The following is a 15,493-nucleotide window of genomic DNA, read 5'->3' on the forward strand; positions in this document are numbered from 1 at the left end:
CCATCATGCGTTGGTGCGTTAACGCTTACCTAATAACGCGCGGATATTGCTTAAATATTCATCCGCCACTGCCTGCGGATCTTTGGTGGCTTTCTTCTTCTTCGCCTTTGCCGGCCAGTCAATATGATCTTCGGGTAATTCCTCTAAAAACCGCGATTCGGAGGTCACACGCATCTGACCACCGGCGCGGCGCTGGGTCGCTAATGTTAATGTCAGTTCGCGACGCGCGCGGGTAATACCTACATACATCAGGCGACGTTCTTCCTCGACTGTTTCACTGAGGATTGAGTTGCGATGGGGCAGCATTTCTTCCTCAAGCCCCATGATGTAGACGTAATTAAATTCCAAGCCTTTTGCCGCGTGTAAGGTCATTAAATTGACCTTATTAGTATTTTCTTCCTCTTGCTGCTGCTCAAGCATGTCAAGTAACACTAATTTGCGAATAATGGTATCAATGGTGCGGTCTTCATCTTCTTCAGCGCGGTTGATAAGCGACTGAATACTGGTATAAAGCATATCAATATTATCAATGCGATTTTTTTCTTGCTGCGGTGTTTTAGCATCATCGCGGACAAAATCAATATAGCCAGTCTCATCAATCATCTGGCGAACAATCGGCACAGGGTCAGGATGCTGATCCAACTCGCGTGTGTAATGCTCGATAAAGTCGCCAAATGCTTTGATGGTGCTATAAGCTTTACTCGGTAAAACATGAGCAAGACCGGCATGGGTACAAGAAGCAAGCAGCGAGATGCTATGCTCTTGCGCAAACAGTCCCAGCTTCTCTAAAGTTGCTGGACCCATACCACGCTTAGGCGTATTAATAATACGTAAAAAGGCGCTGTCATCTTCTGGATTTAAAATCAGGCGCAAATAGCCCATGATATCTTTGATTTCACTACGTGCAAAAAATGACTGACCGCCAGATAACTTATATGGCACTTGCAATTGGCGTAGCTGCGCTTCTAACATCCGCGCTTGAAAGTTACTACGATACAGCACCGCATAATCTTCCCATTCATTACCAAAACGCAATTTGTGAGTAACAATTTCTTTTGCCACGCGTTCGGCTTCATCATCGTCATTACGGCAATTAATAATGCGGATTTTCTCGCCTTGACCTTTATCAGACCAGAGTTTTTTCTCAAATAAATGCTCATTATTAGTAATTACGGCATTTGCTGAAGTCAAAATCCGACTGGTTGAGCGGTAATTTTGCTCCAGCATGACGATTTTAAGTTTAGGGAAATCTTCTTTTAACAGTCCCATATTCTCAGGCTTCGCGCCACGCCATGCATAGATAGATTGGTCATCATCACCCACTACGGTAAAGCGCCCTTGTGGTCCAACCAAATATTTAATCATTTCATACTGTGCGGTATTGGTATCTTGATATTCATCGACCAATAAGTAACGAATACGGTTTTGCCATTTATCACGCAGCTCGGCATTTTCACGTAATATTTTAGTGGGTAACACAATCAAGTCATCAAAATCAACGGCATTATACGCGCGCAGATTCCGCTCATATAGTGCATAAAGCGTCGCAAAAATCATGTCTTCGGGATCGTTCAAAATATCCATTGCTTGTGCCGGATTAATCAAATCATTTTTCCAGTCAGAAATCATCTTAATGGCTTTGCCGACTAGCTCGCGACTCTCTGCTCCTGATAAGTTATCACGCATCATCAGCTCCATCAGCAACCGCTTACTATCATCGCTATCCATGATGGAAAAATTGCCTTTTAGCGGCGTATGTATCAGCTCATAACGCAAAAACTGTAAGCCAAATTGGTGAAACGTCGACACCGTTAAACCGCGTGTTTTATCACTGGGTAATAATTTGCTAACCCGTGCTTTCATTTCACGCGCCGCTTTATTGGTAAAAGTCACTGCCGTAATGCGCTCGGCTGGCATGTTACATTCTTCAATAAGATAAGCAATTTTGCGGGTAATCACCGACGTCTTGCCGGAGCCCGCACCCGCTAACACCAGTAGCGGACCTGAAACATACAGCATGGCTTCTTGTTGTTTTGGGTTTAATTGACTCATAAGATGACCTGTCAGGCAAAAGCAAAAAAGAGGGTAGGCGCTAAGAAACGCCACCGGCACGCGCCCTAATAAAGGCAATAAAATGTAGGGGATAGCAACTAATAGAGCTAAAAATTAGGAGAGCTATTATAAAGCAAAATGAGATTTTTTGGGCAGGAGATGATGGTAGGTTAAACTGCAAATTAACTTATGACATTTAAGTGGTCGCTTCCTTGCTATAATTCTAACTAGTAAAACAATAAAACATCATAAGCGTATCAGGGATAAAAATATATGAGAGTTCACTTAATGATGAGTTTAATACTAACAATGGTATTGCCAGCTGTAGCAATGGCTCAGCCATCTACTCTTGAAGCTGGATTATTGAAATCAATGTCAATCAAGGTTAATCATGAAGGCGATATAGAACGAGATGATAGTTCGGGAATAGCGCTTAGAAACTACAAGAGAAACAAATATATAAAAGCTTCACCTGATCTGCGCTATGATTATATTGATAATTATTTACTACTTAAACCTGCAACCTTCTTGGGGCATGATTTGAAAGTGATTGAAGAAGAATATATGTCTGCATATATTGGTTGCTGTGTGAGTCCGGGCGTAGGTGTTATTATTAAGCAAAAAGGCAGTCTAAGTAATGTAAAAGCTTTTGCACGAAAAAATAGATGTTCAATTGAGCCAGTCGATTTCAATACTCATCTAAGAGAGCTTGGTATTAAAAAACCGCAAGCACAGACAGGAAACTATTATTCATTAAGCTGTCGTGAAAGAGACATAGATAGACGTAATTAACTGCTAAAAAACGGCTGTTTTAACTGATAGCAATATAGCAGTAAATCAGCCGTTTAATGTTTTTAAGGTTCAGCCAACTAAGCTTTCATTCTAGTCAGTTTAAGCATTATTTAATTGACGGGCAGCTTCTAACGCAAAATACGTCAAAATACCATCGGCACCCGCACGGCGAAAACCAATCAAAGACTCCAAAATTACCGCATCAGTCAGCCAGCCGTTTTGAATGGCGGCCATATGCATCGCATATTCACCAGACACTTGATACGCAAACGTTGGCACGCCGAATGTATCTTTAACTTCCCGAATCAAATCTAAATAAGGTTGACCTGGTTTAATCATCACCATATCTGCACCCTCAGCAATATCCATTGCTACTTCATGGAGTGCCTCAGCTCGATTACCAAAGTCCATCTGATACTGTTTTTTATGACCACCTTTCAAGTTGCCGGCACTACCAACTGCGTCACGGAAGGGACCATAATAGGCAGATGCATATTTAGCAGAGTACGCCATGATTGCCGTATTCACAAAACCTTCAGCTTCAAAGGCGTCACGCATGGCTTTAATACGTCCGTCCATCATATCGCTTGGCGAGATAATATCCGCGCCTGCACGTGCATGAACGAGGGCTTGCTTGACCAACACTTCAACGGTTTCATCATTAACCACGTAACCTGTGTCATCAAGCAAACCATCTTGACCATGAGAGGTATAAGGGTCTAAGGCAACATCCGTCATTACGACCATTTCTGGAACGGCGTCTTTAACCGCTTTAACCGCACGCGCACTTAATCCGTTTTCGTCATAAGCCGCGCTACCATCCGCAGTTTTTAAAGCGTTATCAATGACTGGAAAAATATCAATCGTGGTTACGCCTTCTGCTAATAACGCTTTAGCATGTTGAATCAATAAATCTATCGAAAGACGTTCAACGCCCGGCATACTGCTGACCGCTTCACGCTGATTGCTGCCTTCTAGTACAAATACGGGGGCGATCAAATGCTTAGGGTGCAGCTCGACTTCTCGAATCATAGCGCGCACATTATCGTTATAACGCAGGCGACGCAGGCGAGTAGCAGGAAATTGACGATTAAAAGTATAGCTCATGACAGATCCTTATAAGCGGTTTATAAAGTGGTACTTTAATAATGAATAATGATTGAGATTATGCTAGCTACGTAATGATAGCATTGTGATGTTTAATATGACGATGATGATACGTCTATTATAATGCGCCTGTTCTACAGTTCTTATTTTACAGTAACTACTATAACGAAAAGTGGCAGACAAAAGCAAAAAGCCCCACCAAGGCGGCAGGGCTAATTGTACGATGTTTTTAACAGCTATTGCGCCAATACGCTTGAAAAAGTAATAGTGAAAGAAGCCATTCATTAAGTATTAAATATCAAATGGCTGCTTATCAAATCACGGTTTAAGGCGTAATAGTCTGTATAGCTGGTGCTTGCTCAATAGGTGTTATTTCAGTTACCACGCCAACCGTAGCATCGGCTTTACCATCATTATTTACATCTACCACGGCTTTTGGTTTAAAGGTCGCGCTAGCAGGGGCTTTTGATTGCTTAATGCTAACGGCTTCTTGCACAGTTGTAACCCGTGCTGAGCTGGCAGCATCAAGTGCATAAGCTGCTTTAGACTCAGCGCTACCACTTGGTCTTTTACCTAATTGCGCCACGTTTTTATATTGCGGTACAGGAATCACTGTTGGTACGTCTAAATTAGCTCCGCCACCCAATGCCTGATATAACTCAATTTGGCTGATAAGTTTTTGTAGTTCTAAATCCAAAATGCCTTGTTGGGTTGAGAACAATGAGCGCTGAGCATCAAGTACGTCTAGATAGTTAGACACACCAGCTTTAAAACGGGCATCGGCAATTTGGAACGTTTGTTCAAAGTTATCTTGCAGACGATACTGGGCGCTCAGCTGTTCACCAAGGGTTGCGCGTGTGGCTAATACGTCAGACACTTCGCGGAATGCCGTTTGAATGGATTTCTCGTAGGCTGCCAGTGTTTGTTGGCGTTCAATCTTCGCCACGTCATAATTGGCATTCAAGCGTCCGCCATCAAAGATTGGTACACTGATATTTGGACCAAACGACCACCCAACTGAACCACTTTTAAACAAATCACTCAAGCTGCTACTACCCAGACCAATGCTACTCGCAAGGCTAATAGAAGGATAGTAAGCGGCACGTGCGACTTCGATATTAGCGCCTGCTGCTTTCAGATTGTACTCTGCTTGCAGTACATCAGGGCGGTAGCGTAATAGCTCACTTGGCAAACCAGCACTAAATATTTGATGGGTAGTAATATTGCTGACTGCTGGCGTGGGCACTAAATTATTTGGAATGGGCGCACCAACCAAAAATTGCAGTGCATTACGCGATTTTAAAATACTGCTTTGGGCACGTAATACTGCAAGCTTAGCATTTTCAAGGGACGCGCTGGCTTGTAGCGAGGGCAGTTTTGGATCAATCCCTGCCTCAAAACGCTTGCTAGCAATAAATAGAGATTTATTGCGACTTTCAACCGTGGCCTCAGCTAATCTGAGCTGTGCCAAGCTATAGCTTAAGTTGGCATAGCTTTGGGCAATATTACTAATCAAGCTGATTTGGGTCGAACTTTTTGCTGCTGTTGTTGACAAAAAGTTTTGCAGCGCCTGATCTTTTAGGCTGGAAATTTTGCCCCAAAAGTCTAGTTCATAATTGGCTAGACCCAAATTAACATTATAACTATCGCCAGTTATACTACCACCTTGAGGACTGCCTTGACGCCGGCGAGAATAACCAGCACTACCATCAATCGTTGGCAGGTCGCGGATATCAGTAATTTGATATTGCGCGCGAGCTTTCTCGATTGCCAAACGTGCACTTTCAAAATCTTTATTGTTATCAAGTCCTAGAGCAATTAAGCCTTTTAGGCGCTCGTCACTATAAAAATTCTGCCATCGCTGATTGGCAAGGCTTTGTCGCTCGGCGCTACTGATCGTTTCCTTGTCAAAAGCACCGTAAGTTTGCTGAATCGGTAAATTAGGCTCAGCAAGTACAGGGCGCATATCTGCTTTTGGAATGGTATTACAAGCGGCCATGCTTAAAGCCAGCACTGTTAAACCCAGTAAGCGCCCGCCATGATGGCGAGCTGAGTTAAGGATTAATTGAGATTGATAACTCATTGTTTATTGTCTCCAAGGCTTACAGGCGGATAGGGGATAGCTGACACTGACTGGGGTTCTTCATCGATAGGCGTCACAATAGGTTCTTTAGTCAGGCGTGGTGACGTCGTGCCACCATTGCCTGAACCAACAGTATCTATATAAGCAGGCGCTACATCAATGCTGCCACGATTGATACTCTCATCATGATTGCCTGCATTATAGTCGCTTGCATCATGATAGCCATTGCCGTCATTATCACTATTAGGACCATCATTAGGACCATCATTAGGACTATCGTCATTAGGATAGTTACTAGCAGTCATGCCACCATTTGGACCATTCGGTGGCGTGTCATATTTATAAGGAAAAATACTACGCACCCAAATATAAAACATCGGGATAAAGAATATACCTAAGACGGTTGCAGTGACAACCCCACCAACAACGCTGGTACCAATCGCATTTTGGCTACCAGAACCGGCACCCGTTGCGATAAATAATGGCACAACACCTAGACCAAAGGCAAGTGAGGTCATAATAATAGGACGCAAACGTTGCCGTGCTGCTGTCATGACGGCTTCTTTTAAGGTATAACCCTCGTCTTGGTGATCCCTTGCAAACTCAATAATTAAGATGGCGTTTTTGGCGGAGAGCCCAACCACCGTGAGTAGACCAACTTGCAAATAAACATCATTAGATAAGCCACGGAACCATGTGAATAGAACCGCCCCTAATACCCCAAGTGGAATAACCAAGAGTACTGAGAATGGAATTGACCAGCTTTCATACAAAGCAGCAAGACATAAGAATACCACTAAGATTGAGATAGCATATAGCATTGGCGCTTGAGCACCTGACTTTTGCTCCTCTAATGACAGACCTGTCCATTCATAACCGACGCCTTCAGGGAGTTTTTCGACCATTGCTTCCATGGCATCCATTGCTTCACCCGTACTAAGACCGGGGGCAGCGCTACCTTGAATATTCATTGACGCCAAACTGTTATAACGCGTAAGACCTGGTGAACCGGTTTCCCATTTACTGCTAGAAAAAGCATCAAACGGAATCATCTCGTTGTTATCGCTACGCACATACCATTTACCGATATCACTAGGATTAGTACGGCTGCTTGGCTCACCTTGTACAAAGACGCGTTTAATACGACCACGGTCAACGAAGTCATTGATGTAGCTAGAACCCCATGCAGTTGAGATAACACTGTTAATATTCGCCAGCGACAGACCATAAGCTGCTGCTTGTTCTTGATTGATATCAATTTTAAGCTGTGGCGCATCTTCTTGTCCATTTGGACGTACACCAGCTACTTGATCGCTTTGAGCGGCCATGCCAAGTAACATATTACGTGCTTCAAGTAGACCATCATGACCAACGCTACCAGTATCTTGGAGCATCAAGTCAAAGCCACTAGAGTTACCAAGACCGCTAATCGCTGGTGGAATAATGTTAAAAACAGTTGCTTCGTTAATTTGGGTAAAGAAGTAACCTTGGGCACGATCAGATACTGCCCTTGCTGTATTTTCTTCACCTTTACGATCTGCCCAGTCACTTAATTTTACGAAGGCGATACCGACGTTTTGTCCTTGACCGACGAAACTAAAGCCTGCAATAGTAAAGGCTGAAGCCACATTATCCGGTTCTTGACTACTATAATAATCGTTAACTTTATCTAGCACAGCTTGCGTCTCGTTCAGTGTCGAACCAGCAGGCAGCTGTACTGCAGTAAACATAATGCCCTGATCTTCTTCTGGTAAAAATGAGCCAGGAATACGTAAGAATACCACTGCCATAATAGCGATGATAGCGGCATAAATGGCGAAATAAACCCATTTTAAGCGAAAGCTTTTACCAACAAAATTTTCATAAGAACGGCTGGTTTTGGTAAAAGAGCGGTTGAACCAACCAAAGAATCCTTTTTGGTTTTCGGTATTGCCTTTTTCATGACTTTTACTACGTTTTAGTAAAGTTACACATAGGGCAGGGGTGAAAATAAGAGCGACCAGCGCCGACAGCACCATACTGGTAATCAAAGTAATGGCGAACTGACGATAAATTACCCCAGTTGAGCCGCCGAAGAATGCCATTGGTACGAATACCGCTGATAAGATAAGGGCGATACCCACGACGATTTTACTAATCTCGCCCATTGATTGGATCGTGGCATCTTTAATAGAAATGTGAGGGTCTTCTTCCAAAATCCGCTCAACGTTCTCTACCACTACAATAGCATCATCGACCAGTAGACCAATGGACAGTACCATCGCAAACATGGTCAATACGTTAATAGTAAACCCTGCAGCATATAGAACTGCAAAAGTACCGAGAAGTACCACAGGCACGGCAAGCGTTGGAATAATAGTCGCGCGCCAGTTCTGTAGAAAGACGAACATGACGATAAATACTAATATAATTGCTTCAATCAGTGTTTTAACCACTTGCTCGATAGACAAGCGTACAAATGGAGTCGTGTCGTAAGGAATGACTGTTTTCATACCAGCTGGGAAGCTTGCTTCTAGCTCAGCGATTCGATCAGCGACCAATTCACGAGTTTCAAGCGCATTAGCACCACTTGCTAGTGAAACGGCAAGACCAGCGGCTTCCTTACCATTAAACAATGAAAGCGTACTATAGTTTTCACTACCAATTTCAACCTTTGCAACATCTCCTAAGCGCACTTGTGCCCCTGAGCTGTCGGTTTTTAGTAGAATGTTTTTAAACTCGTCAGGCGTTTGTAAATAACTTTGTACAGTAACGGTCGCATTAATAACTTGTTCGTCGACAGCAGCGGGTGCTTGACCTAATTGACCTGCAGATACTTGTGCGTTTTGCGCGCGTACCGCATTAACCACATCTGATGGCACCATGTTATAAGCACGTAAGCGCTCAGGGTCGAGCCAAATACGCATCGCGTAAGCAGCACCGAATGCCTGCACTTGACCGACACCTTCAACACGGCTGAGCTGATCGACGACATTAGAGTTAATATAGTCGCCGATATCAGCGCGATCCATACTGCCATCTTCGGAGACAAATCCTATAACGACTAAAAAGCCTTCAGAGGCTTTATTAACGTTAACGCCTTGACGCTGTACCTGCTCAGGTAACGAACTCATGGCGGCCTGTAATTTGTTCTGTACTTGAACCTGTGCGGTATCGGAGTCGGTACCGTTCTCAAAGAACAGCTGTACAGAGGCACTACCATTTGAGGCACTCGAAGACTTCATGTACATCAAGCCATCAAGTCCTTTCATACGCTGTTCAATAATCTGAACGACAGAGTCTTCAACAGTTTGTGCATTGGCACCAGGGTAGGTTGCACTGACTGTAACGGTCGGTGGTGCAATCGCTGGATACTGTTCAATCGGTAGGTTTATAACCGAGATTATCCCGATGAGCATGACCAAAATAGCCATCACCCATGCAAAAATAGGGCGATCAATAAAAAAACGTGACATAGTAAATCCCTAAGTCTTCCTAGCTTTGAATGGAATTAGTTGGCGGCTGATTGTGCCGATTTGTTGGCAGTTGTACCATCGGTAGACTTATCCATATTTTTAGCAGCTTGCTGCGGTGTTTTGGCAGCAGCCCCTTTTTCAGAAGGCGCAGGGTTTGGATTTTCTAATGGCTTCGCAACAACCTCTTGTTCAGGCTTCACTTTTGCACCACCGATAACCACTACTTTGTCGCCATTTTGCAGACCATCAGTGACCACCCAGTTTCCATTATATGTACCATTAATCGTAACTGGACGAACCTGAATTTTATTGTTGGCATCTACAATATAAACTTGGGTTTCAGCTTTGGGCGTACGTGTAACGGCACTCTGTGGGACCAAGGCAGCATTGGTAATGACGCTTTGGGTCAAACGTGCAGTGACATACATACCCGGTAGTAATATATTGCTATTATTTGGGAATACTGCGCGCAGTGTGACCGCGCCTGTGGACTCGTCAACCTTAGCTTCTGCTAATGCGAGCTGTCCGCGTACCGGATACACAGAACCATCTTCTAATACCAACTCAACACTATTCATGCCAGCTTGTGCTTTACCTTCAGTAATCTGTTGGCGCAGCTTAAGTAGCTCAGACGATGATTGACTGATATCGACGTAGATAGGGTCTAAGCGCGAAATGGTCACTAAAGGAGTTGGTTGACCAGAACTGACCAAAGTACCAGCGGTGACGCTTGAGCGGTCACTACGACCAGAGATTGGTGCGCGCACAATCGTACGATTGAAATCTAAGGTACTGGCTTTTAATCCTGCTTTTGCAGTTTGAATACCAGCCTTTGCACTTTCTATACCTGCTTGTGACTGACCGATAGCAGCATTTGCACTGGCGACTGCGGCTTGAGCAGTACGTACCGCAGTTTGGGCTTGATCATACTGTTGTTTTGAGATGGCATCAATTTCAACCAAACCACTTAAACGGCGTAAGTCATTTTGTGCTTGCGCTAGTGACGCTTGGCGACTGACCAAATCTGCTTTAGCATTGGCATTATTAGCAATCGCTGTTTGATAATTGGCTTCGGCTTGCTGAATCGCTGCTTGACCACTTGTAAGAGACGTAGCGTAATTATCGGTATTAATACGGTATAAAGGTTGACCTTTTTTGACATTGCTGCCCTCACGGAACAATACTTCGTCAATAATACCATTTACTTGTGGGCGAACGTCTGCAGTTTGATAAGCCGTTGTACGTCCAGAGAATGTCTGCTCTTGGGGTACGGTCTCAAGAGTCACCGTTTGGAAGTTGACGACGGCAGGCGGCATCTGCTGCTGTGCGGCTTGCTCACCAGCGGCGTCCTCTTTTTTGTCACAGCCAACCAGTACAGCTCCAGATAGTACAGATGCTATTACAAGCGCAAGATAAGAGTGCTTCATCAATGTCCTCGGTAGTAATATAGTATTAATACAATATAAAAAATGTGTAGGGCTATTTTTTAACCTAATCGCTGAAAAATAACCGCTAGCAAATAAGAGATGGAAAATAACAACTAAAAAATATAGGTTTAAACGACTGCCTTTAGTGAATCGTAATGGTCATAACAAAAACAATGCAAGAAAAGCAACGTTAAATAAAGGCAATCGAACATTATAAACTATAGGGTCTACCCCACAGTCAAGTAGCAAGTGAGTTCTATTTGGCATAGTCATCACACATCTTACTCACAATGTTATGGAAAAAAAGGATAATGATGCTGGAAACATAAGCGTTACATGAAGCAACGCACAAGAAACCTTACAATAATTCAATAAGTAAAGTATTGTTATATTTTGTTGTATGAATGAATGTATACATGAATGAGACAAGACGTAACGGATATTTATCAATAAAAATGGTGTGTTCAGAAAATGAAACGTTTAGCAATACTTAAATATGAACAGACTAATATGATTGCAAATTAGCCATTATTACTTCAAGCAGTTGTATGGTTTTTTTAAAAAATCAGAGCGCGATTTTAATCCTGCATTACAGTAAACCCTAATATCATCAATTTTCTCAATATTAGGATTAACTACTTTTAAGCCAGCAAGGAAAAATGCTTGAATTTGAATTAAATTAAACGGGCGCTGGCAAGTTCTGTCAGCTGATACAATCCTTGGCGATAGCGATTGTCTGGTAAGCTGCTTAATGCTTGCTGAGCAAGTTTAGTTTCTTGTAACGCACGCTGCTTGCAATAATCAAGAGAGCCAGAAGCGCGTACCATTTCAATTAACTGCTCAGTATCTGGCGTCTTACCTGTTTGTATGGCAATACGTAGCTTGTCATAACCCTCTTTATCGGTATCTTTTAGCAATTCAAGTGCTTTAATAGTAGGAAGAGTAGGTTTGCCTTCGGCTAAGTCATCACCTAAGTTTTTGCCCATCAGCGCACTGTCACCACTATAATCGAGCACATCATCGATAATTTGAAAGGCATTACCAAAATGCTGCCCAAAATCTGCTAATGCTTGTAAATGTTGCGTTTGCTCCTGCAAAATCGCTGCACCTTGGGTTGCCATCATAAACAAGCGCGACGTTTTACCATCGATAATATTAAGATAGTCTTGTTCAGTTGCCGCAGGATTGTGTTGATGCTGTAGCTGCAAGACTTCACCTTCGGCAATATCACACGTACCATCAGAGAATAATTGTAATAAAGGCAAACTTTGAAAGCTAACTAATAAGTTAAAGGCACGTGCAATCAAATAATCGCCTACCAATACTGCAGTCGCATTATCCCATGTCGCATTTGCAGTGGGTTTGCCACGGCGCTGGTTTGATTCATCAATCACATCATCATGAACTAAAGTTGCGGTGTGCAGCATCTCAGTGATGGCCGCCAAATGCATCGCCTGCGTTGATGGTGCATCGTCGAACATTCGTGCGCACAACAGAGTAATCAGTGGACGCATACGCTTGCCACCAGCATTAATCACATGCTGCGAGACATTCATCACCAGTTGGACTTTTGAATTGAGACTACCAAAAACCTGCTTATCCATAATATCAAAATCATCAGCAACGATGCTCTGAATATCAGCATAGCTTGGAATGGATAACAATGTGGGTGCAATATCAGACAAAGAAGTAGGCGTCATAATCAATCGTCACAGTAATAAGAATTAAAAATCAGCAGAGTAGTTCAGCAAGAGAGTGCTGCCAGCCCGTGCTATCAGGTGACCTATAATACCATAGCTATCCATGCAGACGGTAAGTAAGCCGTGCAAGTTACAAACGACAACGAATAGAATAAACCACTGAGGACGACAATAGCGTGAACATGCCTAATGACGAAAATTTCTTTATAAATGCATATAAGCTAGAGGAATATACTAATTTATAAGATAAATTATTGTAAGCTACTGATTGTATAAGCTATAATGACGACGGTTAATGCTCATATTAATCACGTTACCAGCCTATAAAACCAAGATAAGCAGCTTGCTTTTTTTAGCAAAAAGCCGTAAAATCTTGCCTTTAATTTTTCCCTGTCGTGTTCGTTGACGAAGCGTTGGTATCATACCAGCCACGGCACACGGGTTAAGCGGAGTCACACAATGTACGCAGTAATCAAAACTGGTGGTAAACAGCACCGTGTAGTCGTCGATGAATTGCTTAAAGTCGAATTACTTAAAGCAGAACAAGGCGAAACAATCACATTTAACGACGTATTGATGGTTGTTGACGGCGAAACCGTTAAAATCGGTCAGCCTGTTGTTGACGGCGCAAGCGTAGAAGTGGAAGTGATTGAACATGGTCGCGGCGAAAAAATCCGTATCGTCAAGCACAACCGTCGTAAGCATTACCACAAAGAGCAAGGTCACCGCCAATGGTACACCTTGTTAAAAATCAAAGCGATTAATGCTTAATTAACGATTATCAGTTTATTGGTAATTAATAACGCACTAAAAGCTTAAGAGTTGTCGCATTAGCGATAAGTCACATTAACAAGGAGATTTTCTCATGGCACATAAAAAAGCTGCCGGTTCAAGCCGTAATGGTCGTGATTCAAACCCAAAAATGCTCGGCGTAAAAATCTTTGGCGGTCAAGCCATTGTTGCTGGTAACATTATCGTTCGTCAACGTGGTACAGAATTCCACGCCGGCGCTGGTGTTGGCATGGGTCGTGACCACACTTTATTTGCACTGAATGACGGTGTAGTGAAGTTTGCGACCAAAGGTAAATTTAACCGTCGTTATGTGATGGTTGAAGAAGCATAAATGACACTGATTTTCTGATGGTTTTAGGTAATATTCTTATTATCTAGCTAACAGATTCACCAGTATCCAAATCCCCATGACTTTACAGTGATGGGGATTTTTTACATTGATAGAATAATTAAGATAAGTAGCGTAAAGGATAGAAAAATATCGTGCCTAATGTATAAGGTGTAATAAAAAATATTAAAAAAGGCACTTAGATATTTAATTAGATAATCGAATTTACTGATTCAAAGCGATATTAAATGTACTAACAGAACGATACTCTAAGGCAGCGCTTAGAAACAAGGTACCTCGTAGAAAGCTCGGAGAGATGTAACAGCACTCGTTACAAGCGTGTATGGCAGGCGTAGTATTGATTGCAATTCATGACTAGGCGCGTAATAAAAAAGCTGGCACACTGTGCACATTGGTTAGTAGCGCTGTCACAACTAACGAAGCACCTTGCTTATCACTATTACTATGGATAACTGCAATAAGTGTATAACAGGCAAAATGAATATTTGCTCATATAAATAGCGCGCTACGTTAATAGACCAACTATCAACCGTTTAATTGGTATTCAATTTTTATTTTGAGAGGATGTACAATGACTTTATTAACACAAGTAAAACAAACCACGACTGTAAAACAAAAGATTATGACCAGTGCTTTAACTGGCGTTTTAATGACGACGCTAGGGGTTGCCGCACCTATGGTAGCACTTACCCAAACCGCTCAAGCAGCGCCAGCAACTAATTTAGTAGCGGCTCAGCGTTTAAATAAATTACTGAGCAATACTAAGAGTATGACTGCTAACTTTACTCAAACTACCAAAGGCGCGTCCAACGGCACGTTCAAGGGTTCAATGAGCGTTCAACGTCCTAATAACTTTCGCTGGGAAACCACTTCACCTTCAGAGCAATTGATCGTGGCTAATGGTAGCTCACTATGGATTTTTGATAAGGATTTGGAGCAAGCAACTAAGCAGAGCGTTGATAACCAAGTAGGCAATACGCCAGCGCTACTATTATCGGGTGACCCAAGCAAAATCGATAAGAACTTTAAAATTACCCAACCTTATAGTACTAAGAACTACTATGTACTGTATCCTAAATCAAATAGCGCCAGTTTTAAGAACTTATCCGTGAGCTTTAGTGGTGGTAAACCGGTAATGATGGTATTAAATGATACCTTAGGTCAAACGACGTCGATTAATTTTAGTAACATTAAGCTGAATCCTACTATCAATAGCAGTTTATTTAAGTTTACTCCGCCTAAAGGCGTAGATGTCATTAATCAATAACTAAGAAATAAATAATCAAGAAATTAAGAAAAGAAAGCTAAAAGTAATAAAGCAGCTTGCAGATTTTTATAGTGATATAGCTATTTTAGAAACAACTATTAATATGACGATGAGTGTAGTAGATATAATGCTTAATATGAAAAGAGCAAATCGAGATATCGGTTTGCTTTTTTTATGCGTAAAATTTTAACCTTAACCTACGCTGAGATAATTTGTTGCAAGTAGGCACGGTCATAGGTTGCAATTGGTAATATTTGGTTTACAATATGCGCTAATTTACTGCGTGTATCAGTAATAATTATCGCTGAATGTCATTGTGCTTATTGCCATTGGGATGTCTCGTATTTTGCAAAGTGACGTCGCAATGCTGTCAATAACTGGCTTTTAATCTTTGATAGGCGTATAGTAAGTAACCGGTTTATGCCAGTTGTCATGACATTGCTTACCACGTGTGATGAGTTATTAAATC

10 protein-coding genes are annotated in these 15,493 nt (G+C 42.3%); 4 read left to right on the plus strand and 6 right to left on the minus strand.

Annotated elements, in window-relative coordinates:
* Positions 1-18: 18 nt before the first annotated feature.
* The gene (locus tag H2245_RS10550) at positions 19-2,052 is read right to left on the minus strand and encodes a UvrD-helicase domain-containing protein (protein WP_182407351.1); all 2,034 of its coding nucleotides are present in this window, start codon (positions 2,050-2,052) and stop codon (positions 19-21) included.
* 273 nt (positions 2,053-2,325) lie between these two features.
* On the opposite strand from H2245_RS10550, the gene H2245_RS10555 reads away from it, so the two are divergent.
* A complete protein-coding gene (locus H2245_RS10555; protein ID WP_182407352.1) occupies positions 2,326-2,844 on the plus strand; it encodes a hypothetical protein in 519 nt (172 codons plus the stop codon).
* Between the two features lie 99 nt (positions 2,845-2,943).
* Here H2245_RS10555 and hemB read toward each other — a convergent pair whose 3' ends face one another.
* The 5 genes from hemB to H2245_RS10580 all read right to left on the minus strand — a co-directional run bounded on the left by hemB (position 2,944) and on the right by H2245_RS10580 (position 12,616).
* Positions 2,944-3,951 carry a porphobilinogen synthase gene (gene hemB, locus H2245_RS10560; protein ID WP_182407353.1) on the minus strand — a complete coding sequence of 336 codons (1,008 nt, stop codon included), beginning with the start codon at positions 3,949-3,951 and terminating at the stop codon, positions 2,944-2,946.
* Positions 3,952-4,276: 325 nt separating this feature from the next.
* Positions 4,277-6,034, minus strand: a complete 1,758-nt coding sequence (locus tag H2245_RS10565) for an efflux transporter outer membrane subunit (RefSeq protein WP_182407354.1) — start codon at positions 6,032-6,034, stop codon at positions 4,277-4,279.
* Complete coding sequence (locus H2245_RS10570; RefSeq protein WP_310734138.1) at positions 6,031-9,489, minus strand: efflux RND transporter permease subunit; 3,459 nt, start codon at positions 9,487-9,489, stop codon at positions 6,031-6,033. Before H2245_RS10570 ends, H2245_RS10565 begins: the two co-directional genes overlap by 4 nt.
* A gap of 35 nt (positions 9,490-9,524) precedes the next feature.
* The gene (locus H2245_RS10575) at positions 9,525-10,916 is read right to left on the minus strand and encodes an efflux RND transporter periplasmic adaptor subunit (protein WP_182407355.1); all 1,392 of its coding nucleotides are present in this window, start codon (positions 10,914-10,916) and stop codon (positions 9,525-9,527) included.
* A 674-nt stretch (positions 10,917-11,590) separates the two neighbouring features.
* Complete coding sequence (locus H2245_RS10580) at positions 11,591-12,616, minus strand: polyprenyl synthetase family protein (RefSeq protein WP_182407356.1); 1,026 nt, start codon at positions 12,614-12,616, stop codon at positions 11,591-11,593.
* A 459-nt stretch (positions 12,617-13,075) separates the two neighbouring features.
* Between H2245_RS10580 and rplU the strand changes: the two genes are divergently transcribed.
* The 3 genes from rplU to lolA all read left to right on the plus strand — a co-directional run bounded on the left by rplU (position 13,076) and on the right by lolA (position 15,024).
* Positions 13,076-13,387 (plus strand): 50S ribosomal protein L21, encoded by a 312-nt coding sequence (rplU, locus tag H2245_RS10585; RefSeq protein WP_062533595.1) that lies wholly within the window; start codon positions 13,076-13,078, stop codon positions 13,385-13,387.
* Between the two features lie 94 nt (positions 13,388-13,481).
* Complete coding sequence (gene rpmA, locus H2245_RS10590; protein ID WP_062533594.1) at positions 13,482-13,739, plus strand: 50S ribosomal protein L27; 258 nt, start codon at positions 13,482-13,484, stop codon at positions 13,737-13,739.
* 589 nt (positions 13,740-14,328) lie between these two features.
* A complete protein-coding gene (gene lolA, locus H2245_RS10595) occupies positions 14,329-15,024 on the plus strand; it encodes an outer membrane lipoprotein chaperone LolA (RefSeq protein WP_182407357.1) in 696 nt (231 codons plus the stop codon).
* Positions 15,025-15,493 lie beyond the last annotated feature (469 nt).

Origin of the sequence: Psychrobacter sp. GP33 (assembly GCF_014119005.1) — a bacterium.
Taxonomy (GTDB): Bacteria; Pseudomonadota; Gammaproteobacteria; order Pseudomonadales; family Moraxellaceae; genus Psychrobacter.

What these genes read in the sequence shown, in the direction of transcription:
- H2245_RS10550 (WP_182407351.1), bottom strand. Translation starts at nt 2,052, where the DNA reads ATGAGTCAATTAAACCCAAAACAACAAGAAGCCATGCTGTATGTTTCA.
- H2245_RS10555 (WP_182407352.1), top strand. Translation starts at nt 2,326, where the DNA reads ATGAGAGTTCACTTAATGATGAGTTTAATACTAACAATGGTATTGCCA.
- hemB (WP_182407353.1), bottom strand. Translation starts at nt 3,951, where the DNA reads ATGAGCTATACTTTTAATCGTCAATTTCCTGCTACTCGCCTGCGTCGC.
- H2245_RS10565 (WP_182407354.1), bottom strand. Translation starts at nt 6,034, where the DNA reads ATGAGTTATCAATCTCAATTAATCCTTAACTCAGCTCGCCATCATGGC.
- H2245_RS10570 (WP_310734138.1), bottom strand. Translation starts at nt 9,489, where the DNA reads ATGTCACGTTTTTTTATTGATCGCCCTATTTTTGCATGGGTGATGGCT.
- H2245_RS10575 (WP_182407355.1), bottom strand. Translation starts at nt 10,916, where the DNA reads ATGAAGCACTCTTATCTTGCGCTTGTAATAGCATCTGTACTATCTGGA.
- H2245_RS10580 (WP_182407356.1), bottom strand. Translation starts at nt 12,616, where the DNA reads ATGACGCCTACTTCTTTGTCTGATATTGCACCCACATTGTTATCCATT.
- rplU (WP_062533595.1), top strand. Translation starts at nt 13,076, where the DNA reads ATGTACGCAGTAATCAAAACTGGTGGTAAACAGCACCGTGTAGTCGTC.
- rpmA (WP_062533594.1), top strand. Translation starts at nt 13,482, where the DNA reads ATGGCACATAAAAAAGCTGCCGGTTCAAGCCGTAATGGTCGTGATTCA.
- lolA (WP_182407357.1), top strand. Translation starts at nt 14,329, where the DNA reads ATGACTTTATTAACACAAGTAAAACAAACCACGACTGTAAAACAAAAG.